The sequence below is a fragment of the Caballeronia calidae genome, from assembly GCF_900044055.2.
GTDB classification, from domain to species: Bacteria; Pseudomonadota; Gammaproteobacteria; order Burkholderiales; family Burkholderiaceae; genus Caballeronia; species Caballeronia calidae.
In genome coordinates this window covers 191,506-210,793 of sequence record NZ_FCOX02000005.1, presented here as the reverse complement: position 1 = coordinate 210,793, position 19,288 = coordinate 191,506, and the positions used below count along the sequence as shown (strand labels likewise).

The 19,288-nt window shown below is 65.1% G+C and carries 17 protein-coding genes; 7 read left to right on the top strand and 10 right to left on the bottom strand.

What is annotated here, in order from left to right:
* Nucleotides 1-28: 28 nt before the first annotated feature.
* From AWB78_RS07760 to AWB78_RS07750, 3 genes are read right to left on the bottom strand one after another with little or no spacing between them, the layout of a single operon-like run.
* Complete coding sequence (locus AWB78_RS07760) at nucleotides 29-1,921, bottom strand: dipeptide ABC transporter ATP-binding protein (protein WP_062603846.1); 1,893 nt, start codon at nucleotides 1,919-1,921, stop codon at nucleotides 29-31.
* Nucleotides 1,918-2,883: an isoaspartyl peptidase/L-asparaginase family protein gene (locus AWB78_RS07755; RefSeq protein ID WP_062603845.1), complete on the bottom strand. Its 966-nt coding sequence runs from the start codon at nucleotides 2,881-2,883 to the stop codon at nucleotides 1,918-1,920. The genes AWB78_RS07760 and AWB78_RS07755 overlap by 4 nt, the downstream gene beginning before the upstream one ends.
* Complete coding sequence (locus tag AWB78_RS07750; protein WP_062603843.1) at nucleotides 2,880-3,854, bottom strand: MurR/RpiR family transcriptional regulator; 975 nt, start codon at nucleotides 3,852-3,854, stop codon at nucleotides 2,880-2,882. Before AWB78_RS07750 ends, AWB78_RS07755 begins: the two co-directional genes overlap by 4 nt.
* 210 nt (nucleotides 3,855-4,064) lie before the next feature.
* Here AWB78_RS07750 and AWB78_RS07745 point away from each other — a divergent pair, with 210 nt between their 5' ends.
* Both AWB78_RS07745 and AWB78_RS07740 read left to right on the top strand, forming a co-directional pair.
* Entirely contained in the window at nucleotides 4,065-5,330 is a 1,266-nt protein-coding gene (locus AWB78_RS07745) for a mechanosensitive ion channel family protein (protein ID WP_062603841.1), read from the top strand.
* A 177-nt stretch (nucleotides 5,331-5,507) separates the two neighbouring features.
* Nucleotides 5,508-6,500: a LysR family transcriptional regulator gene (locus tag AWB78_RS07740; RefSeq protein WP_062604021.1), complete on the top strand. Its 993-nt coding sequence runs from the start codon at nucleotides 5,508-5,510 to the stop codon at nucleotides 6,498-6,500.
* Between the two features lie 13 nt (nucleotides 6,501-6,513).
* On the opposite strand, the gene AWB78_RS07735 is transcribed toward AWB78_RS07740, so the two are convergent.
* Nucleotides 6,514-6,810, bottom strand: coding sequence for a YciI-like protein (locus tag AWB78_RS07735; RefSeq protein WP_062603839.1), 297 nt, complete (start codon nucleotides 6,808-6,810; stop codon nucleotides 6,514-6,516).
* A gap of 151 nt (nucleotides 6,811-6,961) precedes the next feature.
* On the opposite strand from AWB78_RS07735, the gene AWB78_RS07730 reads away from it, so the two are divergent.
* Together AWB78_RS07730 and AWB78_RS07725 are read left to right on the top strand one after the other, a co-directional pair.
* Nucleotides 6,962-7,198, top strand: coding sequence for a hypothetical protein (locus AWB78_RS07730; RefSeq protein WP_062603838.1), 237 nt, complete (start codon nucleotides 6,962-6,964; stop codon nucleotides 7,196-7,198).
* Nucleotides 7,199-7,336: 138 nt separating this feature from the next.
* Nucleotides 7,337-9,151 carry an OmpA family protein gene (locus AWB78_RS07725; RefSeq protein ID WP_062603836.1) on the top strand — a complete coding sequence of 605 codons (1,815 nt, stop codon included), beginning with the start codon at nucleotides 7,337-7,339 and terminating at the stop codon, nucleotides 9,149-9,151.
* Between the two features lie 88 nt (nucleotides 9,152-9,239).
* On the opposite strand, the gene AWB78_RS07720 is transcribed toward AWB78_RS07725, so the two are convergent.
* Nucleotides 9,240-9,737 (bottom strand): hypothetical protein, encoded by a 498-nt coding sequence (locus AWB78_RS07720; RefSeq protein WP_062603834.1) that lies wholly within the window; start codon nucleotides 9,735-9,737, stop codon nucleotides 9,240-9,242.
* A 205-nt stretch (nucleotides 9,738-9,942) separates the two neighbouring features.
* On the opposite strand from AWB78_RS07720, the gene AWB78_RS07715 reads away from it, so the two are divergent.
* On the top strand, nucleotides 9,943-10,194 hold the full coding sequence (locus tag AWB78_RS07715; protein ID WP_062603832.1) for a GlsB/YeaQ/YmgE family stress response membrane protein: 252 nt from the start codon (nucleotides 9,943-9,945) through the stop codon (nucleotides 10,192-10,194).
* 59 nt (nucleotides 10,195-10,253) lie between these two features.
* Here AWB78_RS07715 and hutI read toward each other — a convergent pair whose 3' ends face one another.
* The 3 genes from hutI to AWB78_RS07700 all read right to left on the bottom strand — a co-directional run bounded on the left by hutI (nucleotide 10,254) and on the right by AWB78_RS07700 (nucleotide 13,769).
* Complete coding sequence (hutI, locus tag AWB78_RS07710) at nucleotides 10,254-11,474, bottom strand: imidazolonepropionase (protein WP_062603830.1); 1,221 nt, start codon at nucleotides 11,472-11,474, stop codon at nucleotides 10,254-10,256.
* The gene (hutU, locus tag AWB78_RS07705; RefSeq protein WP_062603829.1) at nucleotides 11,471-13,147 is read right to left on the bottom strand and encodes a urocanate hydratase; all 1,677 of its coding nucleotides are present in this window, start codon (nucleotides 13,145-13,147) and stop codon (nucleotides 11,471-11,473) included. Before hutU ends, hutI begins: the two co-directional genes overlap by 4 nt.
* Nucleotides 13,148-13,304: 157 nt before the next feature.
* A complete protein-coding gene (locus AWB78_RS07700; RefSeq protein ID WP_062603827.1) occupies nucleotides 13,305-13,769 on the bottom strand; it encodes an Lrp/AsnC family transcriptional regulator in 465 nt (154 codons plus the stop codon).
* 130 nt (nucleotides 13,770-13,899) lie between these two features.
* On the opposite strand from AWB78_RS07700, the gene AWB78_RS07695 reads away from it, so the two are divergent.
* On the top strand, nucleotides 13,900-14,526 hold the full coding sequence (locus AWB78_RS07695; RefSeq protein ID WP_062603825.1) for a LysE family translocator: 627 nt from the start codon (nucleotides 13,900-13,902) through the stop codon (nucleotides 14,524-14,526).
* 15 nt (nucleotides 14,527-14,541) lie between these two features.
* On the opposite strand, the gene AWB78_RS07690 is transcribed toward AWB78_RS07695, so the two are convergent.
* Nucleotides 14,542-15,765, bottom strand: coding sequence for an ROK family transcriptional regulator (locus AWB78_RS07690; protein WP_062604020.1), 1,224 nt, complete (start codon nucleotides 15,763-15,765; stop codon nucleotides 14,542-14,544).
* Between the two features lie 223 nt (nucleotides 15,766-15,988).
* Here AWB78_RS07690 and AWB78_RS07685 point away from each other — a divergent pair, with 223 nt between their 5' ends.
* On the top strand, nucleotides 15,989-16,198 hold the full coding sequence (locus AWB78_RS07685) for a hypothetical protein (RefSeq protein WP_062603823.1): 210 nt from the start codon (nucleotides 15,989-15,991) through the stop codon (nucleotides 16,196-16,198).
* Nucleotides 16,199-16,226: 28 nt separating this feature from the next.
* On the opposite strand, the gene AWB78_RS07680 is transcribed toward AWB78_RS07685, so the two are convergent.
* Nucleotides 16,227-19,196 (bottom strand): putative bifunctional diguanylate cyclase/phosphodiesterase, encoded by a 2,970-nt coding sequence (locus AWB78_RS07680; protein WP_062603821.1) that lies wholly within the window; start codon nucleotides 19,194-19,196, stop codon nucleotides 16,227-16,229.
* Nucleotides 19,197-19,288: the final 92 nt, after the last annotated feature.

The following is a 19,288-nucleotide window of genomic DNA, read 5'->3' as shown; positions in this document are numbered from 1 at the left end:
GACTCCTTGGCTTGACGTCATGGTGTTATCAGTACGCGCCGCCTACGTGATGCTCGGCAACGTAATGGTCTGGTCCTACGGCTACGAGTTTCGCGACGACGGGTTCATCGCCGAGCTTGCGGATCGGGCTTGGAATCTCGTCGGCGGCGAGCATGCGCTTCGCGTGCCGGCGCGACGGATCGGCGACGGGCACCGCGCTCATCAGCTTGCGCGTGTACGGATGGCGCGGCGCGTCGAACACGGCGGCGCGCGGCCCGATCTCGACGATCTGCCCGAGATACATCACCGCCACGCGATGACTCACGCGCTCCACCACCGCCATGTCGTGCGAGATGAACAGATACGCGACGCCCAGTTCGCGCTGAAGATCGAGCATCAGATTGACGATCTGCGCGCGCACGGAGACATCGAGCGCGGAGACGGATTCGTCGGCGATCACGACTTTCGGGTTCAACGCGAGCGCGCGCGCAATCGCGATGCGCTGTCTCTGGCCGCCCGAGAATTCATGCGGATAACGCTGCGCGGCTTCCGGCGGCAAGCCGACTTTTTCCAGCAGCCAGTCGACGCGCGCCTGCGCTTCCTTGCCGCTCGCGACGCCGTGCACGAGCAGCGGCTCCATCACGGAGAAGCCGACCGTCAGACGCGGATTGAGCGACGCGAACGGGTCCTGAAAGATGAACTGGATATTGCGCCGCAAGGTCTGCAGCGCGTGGCCTTCGAGCTTGCTGATATCGCGCCCGTCGAATTCGATGGAGCCGCTCTGGCTCTCGACGAGCCTCAGCAGCGAACGTCCCGTCGTCGACTTGCCGCAGCCCGATTCGCCGACGAGCGCGAGCGTTTCGCCCGGCCGCAGATCGAAGCTCACGCGTTCGACCGCATGCACCGCCGCCGTCGTGCGCCCGAACAGCCCGCTCTTCACCGGAAAGCGCGTAACGAGATCGCGCACGCGCAGGATCGGCTTCGCGGCTTCGTCGACGGCGGGCTGCTTCTCCTTTTCCACCGCTTCCGATGGACGCAGCGCGCTCGCATCGTCCGGCGCGAGCTCGGCTGGCTCCACTTCGAGGATCGGGAATTTCGCGGGACGATCGGTGCCGCGCATTGCGCCGAGCGTCGGCACGGCGGCGAGCAGCGCCTTCGTGTACGCGTGCTTCGGCGCATGAAACAGCGCGTCCGATGGCGCTTCCTCTACTTTCTCGCCGCGATACATCACGAGCACGCGATCCGCGACCTCCGCGACCACGCCCATGTCGTGCGTGATGAAGATCACGCCCATGTTCATCTCGTCCTGCAGGCCGCGCACGAGTTGCAGGATTTGCGCCTGGATCGTGACGTCGAGCGCGGTGGTCGGCTCGTCGGCGATCAGCAGCGCGGGCTTGCACGAAAGCGCCATCGCGATCATCACGCGCTGGCGCATGCCGCCCGACAACTGATGCGGATAGCGCGCGAACACGCGCTTCGACTCGGGAATGCGCACGAGATCGAGCAGACGCAATGCTTCGGCGCGCGCCTCGGAATGGCTCTTGCCCTGATGCAGGGCGATGGCTTCCGCGATCTGGTCGCCGACCGTGAACACCGGATTGAGCGATGTCATCGGCTCCTGGAAGATCATCGCGATATCGGCGCCGCGCACGCCGCGCATCGTCGCCGACGATGCTTTCGCGAGATCGAGCATTTGCCCGTTGCGCCGGCGAAACGCGATGCTGCCCGACACGATGCGCCCGCCGCCATGCTCGACGAGACGCATCAGCGCGAGCGACGTCACCGACTTGCCCGAGCCCGATTCGCCGACGATCGCGAGCGTCTCGCCGCGATCCACGGTGAACGAGATGTTGCGCACGGCTTCGACCGTGCGCGAACGCGAGCGGAACGAGACCGAGAGATCGCGCACGTCGATGACGCGTGTATCGGGCAAGGTCATCATCGATAGATCGCCGTGACGGGCGCGTCGCCCACGCGCGCGAAACCGCGATACATGCCTTCCGTGTTGAACGGCAGCACGACGTTGCCTTTCGCATCGACGGCGACGAGACCGCCGCGCCCTTCGATGCGCGGCAGCTTCTCCATCACGACATCGCTCGATGCTTCTTCCAGCGAGACGCCGCGATACTCCATCTGCGCCGATACGTCGTACGCCGCGAGCATGCGGATGAACATCTCGCCGGTGCCGGTGGTCGACACGGCGCAGGTCGCGTCGTTCGCATAGCAGCCCGCGCCGATCAAGGGCGCATCGCCGACGCGGCCCGCCTGCTTGTTGGTGATGCCGCCCGTCGATGTCGCCGCGGCGAGATGGCCGTTTGCATCGAGCGCGACCGCGCCGACCGTGCCGAACTTCCTGTCCGGATCGATGGGATCGTTCTCGACGGCGAACTTCGTCATTGCATCGTGATCGAGCATCGTGCCCGATGTGCCGCGCGCCTTCAGCCATTGCTGATAGCGCGCTTCCGTGTAGAAGTACGACGGCTCGACGAATTCGAGCCCCTGCGCCTCGGCGAACGCTTCCGCGCCCGCCCCCGTGAACATCACGTGGTCGCTCACGTCGAGCACGCGGCGCGCGGCGAGCACCGGATTCTTCACGCGCGTCACGCAACTGATCGCGCCGGCTTCGAGCGTCGCGCCGTCCATCACGGAGGCATCGAGCTCGTGCGTGCCCGCCGCCGTGAACACCGCGCCATGACCCGCGTTGAAGAGCGGACAGTCTTCGAGCAGGCGCACCGCTTCGGTCACCGCGTCGAGCGCGCTGCCGCCATCGGCCAGGATGCGTTCGCCCGCGCGCAGGATGTCCGCAAGCGCCGCGTGATAGCCCGCTTCCGTTTCGGTGTTCATCGCGCTTCGCAGGATCGTGCCCGCGCCGCCGTGGATCGCAATGACTGGTCTGGCGTTCATGACTCGCGTGACTCCGTGTGAGTGTGTCGTTTGGCGGCCGTGCGGCGAGTTGCCTGAACCGGTCGCGCATCGTTTGCAATCGAAGGCGCGACGAGCCACGGCAGCACGAATTCGGTCAGGCCCGATGCCGCCTCGACGGAACGCTTCGCCCGATGCGCGACCGCATCGCAGAGTGCCTCGATGACGGCGAGCACCGCGGTATCGCAATTCGCCGCGAGCCGGCGTTCCGCGCGGATCGCGAGCACGAGGTCCGCGACTTGCGCGAGCGGCGACGCGGCGCTGTCCGTGAGCGCGACGACGCGCAGGCCATGTTCGCGCGCGAGCCGCGCGAGCGTGATGGTGTCGTCGACATAGCGAGGAAACGCGATCGCGATGAGCACATCGCCGCGTGACGCCGTGAAGAGCCGGCGCGCCGCGTGCGACGGTCCGCCCATCAGCGCGAGCGACTGCACGTTCGCGCAATATGGCGTGAGGCCGTGCTCCATGAGTCCTGCGAGAAACGCGCTCGCGCCGTAGCCGACCACGAAGACGCGCGGCGCGGCGAGGACCATGTCGACGATCGCCTCGGCCTTCGCGCCATCGACGGATGTCTGCGCGAGCCGCAGATTCGCCGCCGCCTGCGCGAGCGATGCATCGAAGACTTCGGCGCCGCTCGCGGGCGATTCGAGCGCGGTGCGCAAACGCTCCACCGGCGCGATGGTCGCCTCGAAACCGCGCACGAGCGCCTCGCGAAACGCCGGGTAGCCGGAGAAGCCGAGCGCGCGCGCAAAGCGGTTCGCCGTCGCCACCGACGCGCCCACCGCGCCCGCCAGTTCGTCGATGCGCATCGTCGCCGAGCGGAACAGGTTCGCCAGCACGAACGCACCCATGCGCCGATGGATGGGCGTGAGCGTCGGCATGGCCGCGGCGATGCGCACGGAGATCAGATCGTCGGCGCTCGCGGGCGCACGAACCGATAGCGAACGGGACATGAAATGCGCTGCCCTCTCGTTGCGATGAAACGCGATGAAACTATATTTACTCGAAATCCCGCCCAAAAAAAATTCATTTTCATCGAACTCGGGTTTTCGATAAGGCGCACGGGGCGGGCGCGTCCCGTGCGTCGCACGCGCACGATCATGCACAATACTGGGCGCAGCGCGCCGCCGGAGCGCAGGCGCTTTCAGTCTCCACCGAACCGTATGAATTTCGACTTCCTTCCCGATCCGCTGCCGCAGCAACTCGCCGCTCATCCGTGGGCGCAGGTCGCCGCAGGCCTCGTCCTACTCGCGCTGATCGCGCTCTTCGTGCAATGGGTGGTCGCGCGCATCGTGCTCTATGTCGCGCATCGCCTGCTCGTGCTCGCCGGACATCAGAAGTGGGATCGCGCGTTCATCGAGCATCGCGCCTATCACCGGCTGTGGTATGCGGTGCCGTTCGCGACGGTCGCGCTCGGCATCGACGACGTGCCGCGCATCGGGCACTGGGCCGCGGTCATCGGGCGCGTCGCGCATGGCGGCGCGTGGATCTGCGTGTTTCTCGCCGCGGGCAGCGCGCTGTCCGCATGGCAGGACGTCTATGCGGAAAGCAAGGAAGCGCAGACGCGCTCGATCAAGGGCTATATCCAGATCGGCAAGCTCGCGCTCGCGCTCGTGTGCGGCGTGCTCGTGCTGTCGATCCTGATCGACCGCTCGCCGCTCTGGATGCTCTCCGGTCTCGGCGCGCTCTCCGCCGTCCTGCTGCTCGTGTTCAAGGACACGTTGCTGTCGCTCGTCGCGAGCACGCAGCTGACGTCGAACGACATGCTGCGCATCGGCGACTGGATCGAAATGCCGCAAGCCGCCGCCGATGGCTTCGTGAAGGACATCGCGCTGCATACGGTCAAGGTGCAGAACTGGGACAACACCGTGACCACGGTGCCTACTTACAAGCTCTTTTCGGAGAGCTACCGCAACTATCGGCACATGTTCGAATCGGGCGGGCGGCGCATCAAGCGCACCTTGCGCATCGACGCGCAATGCGTGCGCTTCCTCACCGAAGAGGAAACCGCGCGCCTGAAGCGCTTTCGCCTGCTGCACGATTATCTGGAACAGAAGCAGACGGAAGTCGAGCAGGCGAACCGCAATCTCGGCGAACTCGCCAACGAGCCCGCGAACCGGCGGCGGCTCACGAATATCGGCACGTTCCGCGCGTACGGGCTCGCGTATCTGCAACGCCATCCGGAGATTCGCCAGGACATGGCGATCATGGTGCGCATGATGGAGCCGGAATCGCAGGGCATTCCGATCGAGGTCTACTGCTTCACCGCGACGACCGCGTGGACGCAATACGAGCGCATTCAGGGCGATGTCTTCGATCATCTGCTGTCGATACTTCCGGAGATGGGACTGCGGCTCTATCAATCGCCTTCAGGCGCCGACATGACCGGTTTCGCGGGCCGTCTGCGCGGCGAAATGCCGACGCTGTGATTTCACCGTCAAAAAGAATCAGGCAAGAATCCGCCAGTTTTGTGTATTCACGTTGACGCTTCCCGTCCGTACGATCTAACCATCGCCGATGCGCCTTTTTTCCGCAGCTTCAACGCCGCGGTGGCGTCGTTTTTTCTGGCGCATCGCCATTCAATCGTCATAAAGGGAAAACTCAACGTGATCGATCGCGTCCATGCCATGCGTGTCTTTACGCGTGTCGTCGATACGAACAGCTTCACGCGTGCGGCCGAGTCGCTCGGCATGCCGCGCGCGAGTGTTTCGACGACCGTGCAACAACTCGAAGCGCTAGTCGGCGTGCAACTGCTCGCACGCACGACACGGCGCCTGAATCTCACCGTCGACGGCGCCGCCTATTACGAGCGCTGCGCGCAGATCCTCGCCGATATCGACGAGCTCGAATCCGGTTTCGGCGCGGGCGAGGAGCGCCTGCGCGGACGCTTGCGCATCGAGATGCCGGATACCGTCGCGACGTCGATCGTCGTGCCGGCGCTGCCGGAGTTTCACGCGCGTTATCCGCAGATCGAGCTGTCGATCGGCATCGGCAACCGCAATGTCGATCTCGTCGGGGAAGGTGTCGATTGCAGCGTGCAGCTCGGCGAATTGCCCGATTCGGGACTGGTCGCGCGCCGCCTCGGCATGCTCGAACAGGTGACGTGCGCGAGCCCCGCGTATCTGGAAAAGCACGGCATGCCGCAGTCGCTCGATGAGCTCGCGCGGCACGTCGCGGTGAACTGTCTCTCGGAGAAGAGCGGGCGCCCCGCCGACTTCGATTTCGATGTCGACGGCAAACCCGTCACGATGAAGATGCGCGGCTTCGTGCAGGTCGCCGACGAGCACGCGTATCTGGCGTGCGGCGTCGAAGGCCTCGGGCTGATCCAGCCGCTGCGCATCGCGGCGCAGCCTTTCCTGCGCTCGGGACAATTGCGCGAAGTGCTGCCGCAATGGAAGTCGCCGCCGCTGAAGGTGTCGGTGGCGTTTCTGAAGAGCCGCCAGGCGACGCCGCGCGTGTCGGTGTTCGTCGACTGGCTCGCGGCGCTCTTCGAGCGCTCGCAAAAGATCGACGATACGCTCACGAGCCTTTATCGCTCGGCGCAGCGCCGCGGCCCCACGCGCCGGGATCGTCCCGAGGAAGAAACCGCCGACGCGTGATTGCTGCCTCGCGCTAGCGCACGGGCGTGGCCGCGTTCGCGCCCACGACCGTGTTCCACTTGCGCACTTCCCACCGTTCGACCAGCCCGTTCGTCACGTACGGATCGTTCTTCGCGAAGTCTTCGGCGGCGGCGGGCGAGTCGCCGTGGAAGAGCAGCATCGCGCGATCGGTGGGCGCATCGAGCGCGCCCGCGAGCACGATGTCGCCCCGCTCGACGGCCGCCCACGCCAGGGCGAGATGCGCGTCGCGAAATTGCGCGCGGCGCTCCAGATAGTCTGGACAGAGTTCGTAGATCAACAGGTAGTGCATCGCCGTCTCCTTTTTAGTGAAACAATCCCGGGCTCGTCGAGCTAGTTTGTCCTAATTTCGAGATCGAAATTAAGAGTTCAATCGGAAGCCTCTGATCGTCTTACGATAGCCTATCGAAGATCATGTGCTGGTATCCAAAAAGGACTCCACCATGAACCGCGATCAACCTCCCTGCAACACCTGCGTGAAGCACGATTGCCGCACCTGCGCGTGGACGTCGCCGCTCGATGCATCGTACCGCACGCTCATCCGCTCCCATTCCCTGCTGTCGCTCGTCGCGCTCGCCGTGAACCGGACCGAGCCCGCGCCGGCGGAGCCGTCATGGCTCTGTATCGCCGGGAAGCGCATCGTCAAGTTCTTCTCGGATATGAGCCCGCGGGCACGTTGAAGCAGCATGCAAGTCGCATCGCCGCAGCGTTTTCGTAAAGAAGTTTGCACGCATCTTTTTAGGATAACTGTGCAGATAGAATGCGCTGCACTTTTGCGCTTGCGTTAAGCGTTCATGTAGAAAGGAAAAAGACAGTCGATGAGCATCAATCTGGTCCAGGCGGTCAATTCCGCGATCTCGGAAAGCATCGCGGAGCAGCTATCGCAACAGTTCGGCATTCCCGGTGCCATCGTCCGGCAACTGGCGGCGCGCCTCGCGCCCGGGCTCGTCGCGTCGCTGATGGACCGCACGACGCTCATCCCCGGCGCGCAGTCGGTGCACGCAGTCATCATGCAGCCGGAAACCAACGCGCATGTCGCCGATCAGCTCTCGAAGCTGATCGCCACGACCGGCGGCCTCAAGCAGCTCGAAGCCAACGGCCACATGCTCGCCGCGCTCGCGACGGGCCAGCGTGTCGATGCGCTGACCGACGCCGTGTCGGCCGAAACCGGCGTTCCCACGCAAGCTACATCGGCGCTCGCGGGCATCGTCGCCGCCGTGCTTTTCGGCATCATCAAGCGGCATTTTCTGCTCGCGCAGTGGAACCTTCCGCACCTGCCCAGGCTGCTGCGCGATCAGGTCGGCGAGATCAACACGTCGATGTCGAATGCGGTCGCGGCGGCCATCGGCGTCGGCAACACCGAGGGCTTCACCAGCTGCATCACGCCGCGGCTCGACACGGTCGCATCGAGCCTGGCCCAGCGTCATGAAGGCGATATCGCGGTAGCGGCCGCGCCCGTCGCAAAACCTGCGATGGAGAGCGCACCGGTCTCCAGACCCGCGCCTTCCGCGCCGCCGTCGGCGCCCCCGATGCGCGCACCGTTGCGCAAGCCCGCGCCGAAACGTTCGAACAACTGGGTCTGGCTGCTGTTCCTGGTGTTGGCCGCAATCCTCGCGTTTGTTTACTATCGCGGCATCACGCAAGGCGCAAGCGTCGACCTGAGCGCCGCGCCAGGCACGCAGCCCATCGCGAGCGTGGCAGCACCGGCTTCCGTCGCAGCGCCATCGGCCACGCAGGCCAGCAACGACGCGCCGCTGGCCGCGTCCGCCACCGCGATTGCGCAAGCCACCGACGCGCCCCCGGCGCAGACCGCCTCGGCACCGGCCATCGCACCCGCCGACTGGAAAGACGCGCAGTTGCTGTTCAGCGTCAACACGTCAGGTGTTCCGTCGATCGAAGCGACGGTCGGCACCGAAGCGGAAAAGAAGCATCTGCTCGACGCACTGTCGGCGCGTTTCGGGAAAGCCTATGGCGCGGACGTTTCCATCGTTCCGGAAACGCGTCCGTCGACGTGGCTTTCGCGCCTGAACGACTTCATCCCGCTCATGTCCGTGCCCGGCGCGGAAGCCAAGATCAGCGGCTCGCGAGTGGAGCTGAGCGGCACGGCCGCGAACGCCAGGCTCGGGTGGGCGGAGCGCCTGAAAGGCGCGCTCGGCGGCATGTTCCAGGTCGCGGCATTCGACGTGGACGGCGCGGTCGCCACCGCGGCGCAATCGTTTCGCAGCGCGATGAAGAGCCTGCTCGCCACGGACACGCCTTGCTCCGGCGACAAGCTGACGCGCGTGCTCGACCTTCAGGTCGTCAATTTCGCGCGTTCGAGTGCGCAAATTCCTGACAGTGCGAACGGCACGCTCGGCGAGACGGCGCAACTGCTCAAGAGCTGCGCGGCCAAGGGCTCGATGGTCAATCTCGAGATCGCCGGCTATTCGGATTCGCAAGGCGCCGCGGCGGCGAAGCTGGAAGTGTCGAAGGAACGCGCCCAGGCGGTTCGTGCGTTCCTGGTGCGAAACGGCGTGCCGCCGCAGACGCTCACCGCCGCGGGTTACGGCGACGCCAACCCGGTCGCGGACAACGAAACCGCAAGCGGACGTTTCGCCAATCGTCGCATTGCGTTCGTCATCAAGAAGGGTTGAACGTGTGATCGGCGTTCGCCATTCGTTATAACGCCGTCGCGCCAAAACGCGACGGCGTTTTCATTTGCGCACGCGCTTTCAGCGCGGCTCAGCCATTCGAACCCGGCTTGACGAAATCATTCTCGGCCCAGCGCTCCGCGCTCGCCTTGCTGAGCTTGAACGCGGGCGACACGCGCACGTGCGCGAGCTGCGCGCCATACGCATCGAAGGCTTTGAGATTGGCGTAGGGATCGTCCTCATCGGGAACGATCTCCAGCGTGACGGTGATGTCCTCGCCATGCACGTCGATGGTGACGTTCTTGTTCAACATGGCGTGACGCTGCTGCTCATGCCGGCGCAGCACTTCCGACGCCGTCTTGACCAGCGTGCGGAACGCCGCCGCATCGAGCGGCTTCGGGTTCTTCTTGTCACGGCCCATGGTCCACGGGCCGACGAGCGCGGGCTCCGCTTCGCCCGCCTGGATCATTTCGACGGCCCAGCCGTCGTCGTCCTCGTTCTTGATCACGCGCGCGGTCCAGCCGTCGTCGCGCCAGAGGCGGTCTTCGTGGATCGCGTCGTCGGTAGAGGGGAATTCGGAATCGGTCATATCGTGGCAATGCGCAAACAGTAGGCAACGCGACGAATTTTACCTTGACGCATGCACGCGGCATCGTTCGTGCTATCGCATTGGCCGAACGGCCAGTGTCATACCCAAATGCATTGCGCCGTGCTACTTTGAATGTACCGGGACCAGCCGGAAGTCATCAGAAACGCAGCCAAGAAGCAGCAAACCTCAGTCAAGGAGCAACCGCATGCTTGCATTCATCGGTACTTTGATCGTCGGACTCGTCGTCGGTCTGATCGCGCGCGCCATCAAGCCGGGCGACGACAACATGGGCTGGATCATGACCATCGTGCTCGGCATTGCCGGATCGCTGATCGCGGGTTACGTCGGCCGCGCGCTCGGCTGGTATCAGCCTGGACAGCCGGCCGGATGGATCGCCTCGGTGATCGGCGCAATCATCCTGCTCGTCGTCTGGGGAATGATCCGCAAGCGCACGTAGCGCGTCGCCGTTTCTCTTTTGGGCACGACACCTCGTCCGGTTTCGGACGAGGTGTCGTTTTATCGGGCGATGCGCGCGAAATCGATCTCCACACCGCCGCGCACGACGCGATTGCTCAACGCGCCGCCGAGCCAATAGGACAGCTCAGCAGGCCTGCCGATTCGCCAGGCGACGAAATCGGCTGCCTTCCCTGCTTCGAGCGACCCGTGCGTCGATTGCAAGCCGAGCGCGCCGGCCGCGTGAATCGTCACGCCGGCGAGTGCTTCCTCCGGTGTCATGCGGAACAGCGTGCAGCCCATGTTGAGCATCATGCGCAACGACAGCGCCGGCGATGTGCCCGGATTGAGATCGCTTGCGAGCGCGATCGGCACGCGATGCCGCCGCAGCGCCTCGATGGGCGGCAACTGCGTCTCGCGCAACAGGTAGAACGCGCCCGGCAATAGCACGGCGACGGTGCCGGAATGCGCCATCGCGATGACATCGTCTTCGGTCATGTATTCGAGATGGTCCGCCGACAACGCCCGATAGCGCGCCGCGAGCGACGATCCATGCAGCGACGACAACTGCTCGGCGTGCAGCTTCACGGGCACGCCCAGATCGCGGGCGCATTGAAACACGCGCTCGACTTGCTGCGTCGAAAACGCGATGTGCTCGCAGAACGCATCGACGGCATCGACGAGGCCTTCGGCGACGAGCGCCGGCAGCACGTCATCGCAGACATAGGCGATGTAGTCATCCGCGCGATTCGCGTATTCGGGCGGCAACGCGTGCGCGGCGAGGCAGGTCGCGCGCACCGTCAACGGCAGCGCTTCGCCGAGCCGCCGCGCGACCGCGAGCATCTTGCGTTCGTTGACGAGATCGAGCCCGTAGCCGGACTTCACTTCGAGCGCGGTGACGCCCTCGCGCATCAGGCCGAGCGCGCGCGCCTTGGCCGCTTCGAACAACGCGTCCTCGCTGGCTTCGCGCGTCGCGCGCACCGTGCTCGCAATGCCGCCGCCGCGCGCCGCGATCTCCGCGTAGCTCACGCCCTGCAGCCGCTCTTCGAACTCGCCGCTGCGATCGCCGCCGAACACGAGATGCGTGTGGCAGTCGATCAGCCCCGGCGTCACCCACGCGCCTTCGAGATCGACACGCTCGCCATCGCCGATATCCGGCGCCGCCGCGCGCGGCCCGATCCATTCGATGCGCGCGCCGTCGGTCAGGATCGCCGCGTCTTCGATGATCGAATACGTGCCGCCGGCCATCGTCGCGGCGTGGCAGTGTTGCCAGAGCTTTTTCATCGCTTGTCGATCATCGGCAGATCGAGACCCTGCTCGTGCGCGCATCGAACCGCGATGTCGTAGCCGGCATCGGCGTGACGCATGACGCCCGTCGCCGGATCGTTGTGCAGCACGCGCGCGATGCGCGCATCGGCCTCGCGGCTGCCATCGCACACGATCACGACGCCCGCGTGCTGCGAAAAGCCCATGCCGACGCCGCCGCCGTGATGGATCGACACCCACGTCGCGCCGCTCGCCGTATTCAGCAGGGCATTGAGCAGCGGCCAGTCGGACACGGCATCGGAGCCGTCCTGCATCGCTTCGGTTTCGCGGTTCGGGCTCGCGACCGAGCCGGAATCGAGATGATCGCGGCCGATCACGACCGGCGCCGACAGTTCGCCGTTACGCACCATCTCGTTGAACGCGAGGCCGAGCTTCGCGCGCAGGCCGAGCCCGACCCAGCAGATGCGCGCCGGCAAGCCCTGGAAGCTGATGCGCTCGCGCGCCATGTCGAGCCAGCGATGCAGATGCGCATCGTCGGCGATGATTTCCTTCACCTTCGCATCGGTCTTGTAGATGTCCTCGGGATCGCCCGACAGCGCGGCCCAGCGGAACGGCCCGACGCCGCGGCAAAAAAGCGGACGGATATAGGCCGGCACGAAGCCCGGAAAATCGAACGCGTTCTGGACGCCCTCTTCCTTGGCCATCTGGCGGATATTGTTGCCGTAGTCGAAAGTCGGCACGCCCTGTTCTCGGAACGCGAGCATCGCGCGCACGTGCTCGGCCATCGATTGCTTCGCCGCCTTCACCGTCCCCGCCGGATCGCTCTGCGCGCGGTCGCGATACTGCGCCCAGGTCCAGCCTTTCGGCAGATAGCCGTTGAGCGGATCGTGCGCGCTCGTCTGATCGGTGACCATGTCCGGGCGCACGCCGCGCCGCACGAGCTCGGGCAGCACGTCCGCCGCGTTTGCACACAGCGCGATGGAAATGGCGCGTCCTTCGGACGTGTAGCGCTCCATGCGCGCGAGGGCGTCGTCGAGATCGGTTGCCTGTTCATCGACATAGCGCGTCTTCAGACGGAAGTCGATGCGGCTCTGCTGACATTCGATGTTGAGCGAGCAGGCGCCCGCGAGCGTCGCCGCGAGCGGCTGCGCGCCGCCCATGCCGCCGAGCCCGGCCGTCAGCACCCAGCGGCCCTTCAGATCGCCGCCGTAATGCTGCCGTCCGGCTTCCACGAACGTCTCGTAGGTGCCCTGCACGATCCCCTGGCTGCCGATATAGATCCAGCTGCCCGCGGTCATCTGGCCGTACATCGCAAGGCCTTTCGCGTCGAGCTCGTTGAAGTGCTCCCAGTTGGCCCAGTGCGGCACGAGGTTCGAATTCGCGATCAGCACGCGCGGCGCGTTTTCGTGCGTCTTGAACACGCCGACCGGCTTGCCCGACTGGACGAGCAGCGTCTCGTCCGCTTCGAGGCGCTTGAGCGTCTCGACGATCTTGTCGTAGCACGCCCAATCGCGCGCCGCCCGGCCGATGCCCCCGTACACGACGAGTTCCTTCGGATTCTCGGCCACTTCGGGGTCGAGATTGTTCATCAGCATGCGCAGCGGGGCTTCGGTCAGCCAGCTCTTGGCGTTGAGCTGCGTGCCGCGCGGCGCGCGGATTTCGGTGTCGCGAAAACGGGAGGATGAAGTCACGGATTGCTCCTGCGCATCAAGAAAAGAGAGTGTCGACGATCGCGGACGATGAGCCGCGTCAAGTTGGTCTCATGTTCTTGTATATACAACTTGCGTTGTATTAGGGGAATCCCGAGGCTTTTCCGTGCTTGCCGTGACGTTTCTTGTATAGACAATATCAGGGCAGCGGCAATCCGCTGTCCCGCTTGACCTCCCGCAGCGAAAGCATCGATTCGACGGCCGTCACGCCGGGCAGGGTGCGCAGCACGTCGCGCATGAAGATGCCGTACTCGTCGAGATCGCGCGCGACGATCTGGAGCAGATAATCGGCCGTGCCGGAAATGTTGTGGCACGACACGATGCGCGCGACGCCCTGAATCTCGCGCTCGAAGCGATCGGACAATGCGCGGTCGTGCACGCTGAAGCGCACCTGCGCGAACGCGACGACGCCGAGTTCGAGCGCCTTGCGCGACAACATCGCGCGATAGCCGTCGATAGAGCCATCGTTTTCGAGACGCTTGAGCCTGCGCGCGCACGGCGTCTCGCTCAGGCCGACGCGCTCGGCGAGTTTCGCGACGGGCATCCGGCCGTCCTGCTGAAGCGCGGCGAGCATTGCGCGGTCGATACGGTCGAGTTCGGTCATGAAGCTTTCCTCTTTGATATTGACGAAATCTAGCGGAAAGCCGTGGACAACGTCCAGCTACCGAGGAAAAAAGCCAGAAAACGCCTCATCCGAAGTGGCACGATGAAGCCTTCGAAACAGGAGCTTCATCATGGTCTCGGCACACTTGCTTTGGGTTTTCATCGGCGCGCTCGCGGTCGTCTACGCGCTGCCGGAGCCGGACATGGCGCTCGTGCTCCAGACGAGCGGCACGCGCGGCTTCCGGCATGGTCTCGCCGTCGCAGGCGGACTCGCCACCGCGCGCGCGACTCACGTGACGCTCTCGGCACTCGGCGTCGCCGCGCTCCTGCGTTCCGCGCCGTGGCTCTATGACGGCGTGCGCATCGCGGGCGGACTGTATCTGTCCTACGTGGCGATTCAGATTTTTCGTTCGCCCGCGTTCGGGCTCGATGCGGCGCCCGGCCAGCCCGCCGCCGCCACGCTGCGTTCCGCCTACGCGAAAGGCATTCTGAGCAGCATCCTCAATCCGAAGGCGCTGCTTTTCTGTTCCGTGCTGCTGCCGCAATTCGTGCGTCCGGAAGCGGGCCCTGTCTGGTCGCAAGTGCTGGAACTGGGCGTGGTGCTCGTCGCGGTCGGCCTTATGTTCGACCTCTCGCTGGCGGCGGGCGCGGTGCGGATTTCCGGCTGGCTGCGCCGTCATCCGAAAGCGCAGACCGTGCAGCGCTGGACGTTTTCCGCCGCGCTGCTCGCGTTCGCCGCGCGGCTGTCGCTGGACTGAACGAGCGCCGCGCGATCAGGCTTCGAGCGGCTTCAGGAAGAGCTCGTGCTTCGGCGCGAAGTGCGCGTAAAGCGGCAGGATCGCGCCGCCCATCGCGCGGGCGTCGGGGCCGATCAGGCCTTCCACCAGACGCGGACGCGTCATGCCTTGCCAGTCAAAGGCGGCGAGCGCGTCTTCGGTGCGGCGGATCACGTCGCGCAACAGGTTGCGGTCGATCTCGCCGTCGATCACCACCGCGTCCAGATCGAGCAACGCGGCCGACGATGCGATGCTCATCGCGAGCGCCGGGCACGTCTTGTCCATCCACGCTTCCGATAGCGCTCGCAGTTCGGGGGAAAGCGCGCGCTCGTCGTGCGCGGCGGCGGCCGGCGCACCCGCCGCGGCGAACGCCTTCTCGAGCACATACACGGACGCCGTATTGAGCAACTGCCCCGCGTGATGCCCGTTTGCGGCGCCGGTCAACGGAAACGAGCCGATGGCGCCCGCGTTGCCGCCCGGCCCCGCGTGCAGCCTGCCGTCGATGACGAGTCCGCCGCCGATGAACGTCCCGATGAACACGTACAGAAAATTGCGCAGCCCGCGCCCCTGCCCCATCACGAGTTCGGCGGCGCACGCGGCCGTCGTGTCCTTGGCGAATTCGACGGGCAGCGCGGTCATCGCCTGAATGCGTTCACGGATGTCGATGTCGTTCCACGCCGCGAGCGCGTCGGGCGGCGTGTCGAAGAAATCGCGCCAGCCGCCGAGCCACAAAGGCGCCGCGACGCCGATGCCCGCGATTTTCGACGCACCGTCCTCGAGCGCGGCGACCACGCGCGCGAGCCGCTCCTCCAGCGCGGGAAAGAGCGCATGAGGATCGGGATACGGATATTCCAGCGTCTCGCGCGAGCGCACGTTGCCGGCGAAGTCCATCGACAGCACGTCGAGACTGCGCCGCCCCACTTTCACGCCGATGGAAAAGGCGCCGTCCGCGCGCAGCGAGATCGGCACCGAAGGCTGACCGATGCGCCCGCGCACGCGCGAGCGCGGCTCCTTTGCGAGCAGGCCGTCCTCGATCAGGTGATCGACGATCAGCGAGACCGTCTGCATCGACAGGCGCGTCAGACGCGCGATATCCGCCTTGGGCAACGAACCGTGCAGACGGATCGCCTGCAGGACGATGCGCTCGTTGAACTGGCGCATGCCGAGCTGATTCGAGCCGACGGAATGCACCGAGGCTTTGCGCGCGGGCCGTTCAGACATCGGCCACGGCCTCGCGGATGAGGCGTGCGCGCCGGACATGGGTCATCGTTCGTCCCCGTTCGATCAGATCCACTGTTTTATTGAGTAAAGACACCCGGGCCGATTTTATCAAGCGCATGTGCGGCACCGTTCGCGGAATGCCAAGCGATTATTTTTCGCGATTTCTGGTCGGTTATGTTCAGCGGGAGATTCTTCGCCAATCAGCCTCCGCCTTTGAAAACAAATGAGCACACTCGAAGCCCTTCATGCGATCGTCAATGACGAAAGCGCGCCGCAGATCATCCGCGATCACATCGTCGATTCGTTGCAGTTCGCGCTGCGCAATCACCCCGGCTATTTCACGCGCAAGGAAATTCAATGGCTCGCGCAATGGGACGACACGCGCATTCCCATCGCGGCGGCGAAGATATTGAACGAGATGAAAACGGTCTGAGACGTTGCGGCGCCTCAGGCGCGCGGTTTCAGTGCGTGCCTGAAGCGCGCGCGTGCCATTCGTAGTCGAACACGTTCGTCTGCGCCGGCTCCGACAGACATTCGACGAAAGCGATCACTTCCGGATCCTTCACGAAGCTCGCGGCCGAGCTCGCCGCGAGAATCGCGGAACTGTCCTGCGGCCGCGCGACGAGGAAACCCTGCACATAATCGACGCCGATCTCCTGCAGCGCGCGCAAGGTATCGATGTCCTCGACCCACTCCGCGACGCTGCGCATGCCGAGATTGCGCGCGAGCGCGACGATCGCCTCGACGATCGCGATATCGGCCGGATGCGCGCACATCGAGCGCACGAATTCGCCGTCGATCTTGAGCGCATCGGCGGACAGCGCCTTCAGATACTTGAACGACGTATAACCCGCGCCGAAGTCGTCGAGCGCGATCTTGCCGCCCATGTCGTGCACGCGCGCGATGAAGCGCTGCGTGTTCTCCAGATCGTGCAGCGCGACGCTCTCCGTGATCTCCAGGCACAGGTAATGGACGATCGACTGATAACGCGCGAAGAGCGCGAAGATGTCCTCCATGAACTGCTCGTCGTTCAGCGACCCGCCCGACAGATTCACGCAGACGAACTGCGTGCTGGCGAGCTGATGCTGATGCACCTCGATCCATTCGAGCAGTGTCGAGATGACCCAGCGGTCGATCGCGGCGATATTGCCCGATTCCTCCGCCGCGACGATCACCTTGCCCGCGGGCAGCGTCGTCCCGTCGGGCGCGCGCATGCGCAGCAGCACTTCGAAGTTGAGCGATTCGGTGGGCGCCGAAAGCGACATGATCGGCTGCATCACGAGGAAGAGCCCCTGCGGCAGGCGATTGCGCCCGAGCGTCTCGACGAGCTTCAGCTCCTCCGCGCGCTCCTCGAACGCGGCCGCGCCTTTGCGATACGTAACGAGATGCGTGTGCGCGACTTTCTTCGCCTCGCGGCATGCGCGATCCGCGTGCGCCAGCGCGTCCTGCACGCGCACGCCCTGCGAGCATTCGACGAGACCGATCGACGCCTTCACCTGGAACGCGCGGTTGCCGACCTGATACGGCGCGTCCGAAAGAATCGCGATCAGCTCGCGGCATTGCGCGATCGCATCCTCGATCGACGTGTCGTGCATCACGCATACGAATTCGTCGCCGCCGATGCGGCCCACCGGATAGCTGCCCGCGAAGTGTGCGCGCGTGCGTGCCGCGACCTGGCGCAGCACTTCGTCGCCGCAGCGATGTCCGAAGAGATCGTTGACGAGCTTGAAGCGGTCGAGATCGACATACGCGAGCGCCCACGGCAGCGTTTCCTCGCTTTGCGCGGAAATCGCCTTCTCGATGCCGCGCCGGTTCAGCGACGCGGTGAGCGGATCATGCTCCGCCAGAAAGCGCAGCCGCTCGACGGCCCGGGACCGTTCGGTCGTATCCTGCAGCGAGCCTTCGATCCAGCCGTTCGAGCGGATTGCCTTCAGCAGATAACGCCGCTCGCCGGTGCCGCGCGCGGGCGAACCGCCCATTTCCAGTTCGCCGTCGCTGCCTTTCGACGCCAGCGCCTGCAACGCGCCCCACGCGCCCGCCTCGAAGTAGTCGTTCCAGTGCCGCACCTTGTAGTCGGCCTTTTGCAGATCGAGCATCGCGCGCAACGCGGGGTTGGCGCGCACGAAGTGGCCGTCGGCGTCGAGCGTGAAGAGGCCGATCGGCGTGACTTCGTAGGTGTTGCGCAATTCCATCTGCGCCTGTCGGCGGAAATCGCGTTCGGCGCGCATCTGCTCGGCGATCGCGAAGGCGGCCATCATGCTCGACGACAGCGCGGCCATCACCGTATTGACGCCGCCGACGAGCACCTTCAGCCCGAAGGCCGCGCCGAGCACTTCCGAGAATGTCGCGAACAGCACGACGCCGAGTGACGCGACATACCACATGACGGTGCGCGAGCGCGCCATCCACACGAGCCGCGCGAGGAAGAACAGCAGCACGCAAATGCCGAAGCCCGCGATGATCCACAGCGCGGGGATGAAAAGCGCATACGGCAGCGCGAGCGCGGCGCCGAGCAACACGATGCCGACGTACTGGATCACGCGCAGCAGCCAGCGATAGCCGACCACGCGCAGCTCGCGCCGGAAGAGCTGCTGAAAGAGCGCGGCGGTCAGCAGGTAGTACGCGGCAAACGTGACCTGCCGCAACGGCTGCAGGAAGTCCGATGGCAGCACGCGGCCGAGCCATTGCATGTCCCAGCCCATCGCGTTCGCGCAGAGGCGCAGATTGCCGACGAGCCACACCGCGAAAATCACGTAGGTCCATTCGTGATTGATGAGCGCGGTGACGAACACGAATACCGCAAGCGTCAGCAAGCCGCCGGCGATGAGACCCGAGCTTTCCTGAAAATCGAGCGCGGAATTGCGCAGGCCTTGCCATTCCCACGCGTTCGCGTTGATTTGCGCGGGACCGGAAAATGTGCCCCGGCAGAGAATGTTTTCGGTTTGTTTTAGCCGGCCGACCTGAATCGAAAAGCCCGCTTTCACTGCGCGCATCTCGCCGCTCACGCCGTCGCGATCGGCCTGGCCGAGCGGCGCGAGCGTATTCGCGTTCCAGCAGGCAAGCGTTTGCGCGTGCCGCGACGGCAATTCGACGATCGTCGACGAATCCGCGCTCATGCTGGGCGTTGCGAAACTGAACCACACCGGCTTTTCGGAAAGACGCGTGCTGTAACTTCGAACGGGCGTGGCGCCTTGCAGCACTTGAAGCGCTTCGGCGGGCGCCATGATGCCGGTTTTATCGGCGACGACGCGCAATTCGAGAGCAAGCGCGCCGCGCGATTCATATTGGCGCGGCAGGAAATAGAGCGTGGCGATCGTACCGAGCAAAATCAGAAAAGGCACGGCATAAACGGCGACCGCGTACAGCGCGTCGTCGATCCACGAGCCCGTGCGTCTGTATCTCGATAGGGAAGCTGGAATAACCGACGCCATACCTGGAAAAACCCCCGTTTGCGCCCGACGCGAAATGCGCCGGCGCGGGCGGCGACAGAGCCATTGGAAAACCCCGTTCACCGTCGCTTTGG

Coding starts and splice junctions, on each gene's coding strand:
- AWB78_RS07760 (WP_062603846.1), bottom strand. CDS start 1,921: ATGATGACCTTGCCCGATACACGCGTCATCGACGTGCGCGATCTCTCG.
- AWB78_RS07755 (WP_062603845.1), bottom strand. CDS start 2,883: ATGAACGCCAGACCAGTCATTGCGATCCACGGCGGCGCGGGCACGATC.
- AWB78_RS07750 (WP_062603843.1), bottom strand. CDS start 3,854: ATGTCCCGTTCGCTATCGGTTCGTGCGCCCGCGAGCGCCGACGATCTG.
- AWB78_RS07745 (WP_062603841.1), top strand. CDS start 4,065: ATGAATTTCGACTTCCTTCCCGATCCGCTGCCGCAGCAACTCGCCGCT.
- AWB78_RS07735 (WP_062603839.1), bottom strand. CDS start 6,810: ATGCACTACCTGTTGATCTACGAACTCTGTCCAGACTATCTGGAGCGC.
- AWB78_RS07730 (WP_062603838.1), top strand. CDS start 6,962: ATGAACCGCGATCAACCTCCCTGCAACACCTGCGTGAAGCACGATTGC.
- AWB78_RS07725 (WP_062603836.1), top strand. CDS start 7,337: ATGAGCATCAATCTGGTCCAGGCGGTCAATTCCGCGATCTCGGAAAGC.
- AWB78_RS07720 (WP_062603834.1), bottom strand. CDS start 9,737: ATGACCGATTCCGAATTCCCCTCTACCGACGACGCGATCCACGAAGAC.
- AWB78_RS07715 (WP_062603832.1), top strand. CDS start 9,943: ATGCTTGCATTCATCGGTACTTTGATCGTCGGACTCGTCGTCGGTCTG.
- hutI (WP_062603830.1), bottom strand. CDS start 11,474: ATGAAAAAGCTCTGGCAACACTGCCACGCCGCGACGATGGCCGGCGGC.
- AWB78_RS07700 (WP_062603827.1), bottom strand. CDS start 13,769: ATGACCGAACTCGACCGTATCGACCGCGCAATGCTCGCCGCGCTTCAG.
- AWB78_RS07695 (WP_062603825.1), top strand. CDS start 13,900: ATGGTCTCGGCACACTTGCTTTGGGTTTTCATCGGCGCGCTCGCGGTC.
- AWB78_RS07690 (WP_062604020.1), bottom strand. CDS start 15,765: ATGTCTGAACGGCCCGCGCGCAAAGCCTCGGTGCATTCCGTCGGCTCG.
- AWB78_RS07685 (WP_062603823.1), top strand. CDS start 15,989: ATGAGCACACTCGAAGCCCTTCATGCGATCGTCAATGACGAAAGCGCG.
- AWB78_RS07680 (WP_062603821.1), bottom strand. CDS start 19,196: ATGGCGTCGGTTATTCCAGCTTCCCTATCGAGATACAGACGCACGGGC.